The following is a 730-nucleotide window of genomic DNA, read 5'->3' on the forward strand; positions in this document are numbered from 1 at the left end:
TATAGTTACTAATTCTGTACGCAAATATTGCATCTAGAATTAGCTTTGTACGCTTTGACCCGTACTGGGTTAACTACGAACCTCTCTATCGGATTCCCGCTAAAGGCGGCCTCTCCGACTACCTTTCTTCCAATATTTAAGGAACCATTAATATCTGCTCCATAGAAATAACCCGACGAGCTTCTGAATAGTCCTCTTTTAATTCTCTTGCCTAAATAGCTTTTTTGCTTTTGAATAGACTCTAAGTCCAAGAAACTACATTTAGAGGTATAGCTTTCATTAGTTGTTTTGACCTCTATTCCTACTAAATTTGCTTTATAGGTAAGTTGTTCGATCAACCTTGAATGAGGAATATTTACGAATGACTGGTTATTTCTATCTCCAATATTAATGTTTTGTTTCCAGCCTTGATTATGACCAATAACTAAAAGGTTAATTTGATGAGCTAGTAATTTATCAATAATATATTTACTAGCGGTGTGGAGGTAATAATCCACCTGGCAATTACGCTTTAAAGTTAAACCTTGTATTCTTTTACTGGTCTTCTGTAGACTGGGTAATTCCGATTTGAGTTTAGCTAGTGTCTTGTTGTACTTTTGATTGCAGGATTTTAAGGCTTTTCCACATACTAAAGTTGGCTGAAATTCGGGAATATTAGAGGTAACAGCAGCTAGGTTATTTAAGCCTAAATCGATAAAAGCATATCTTTCTCCCTCTTGACTTGATGAGG

General features: G+C 35.6%; 1 protein-coding gene. It reads right to left on the bottom strand.

What is annotated here, in order from left to right; genetic code table 11:
- Window positions 1–8: 8 nt before the first annotated feature.
- On the bottom strand, window positions 9–730 hold a 722-nt coding region (locus tag N0824_RS19140), incomplete at its 5' end, for an RNA-guided endonuclease TnpB family protein (protein ID WP_146184305.1).

The sequence above is a fragment of the Microcystis sp. 0824 genome (assembly GCF_003112475.1).
Taxonomy (GTDB): Bacteria; Cyanobacteriota; Cyanobacteriia; order Cyanobacteriales; family Microcystaceae; genus Microcystis; species Microcystis aeruginosa_C.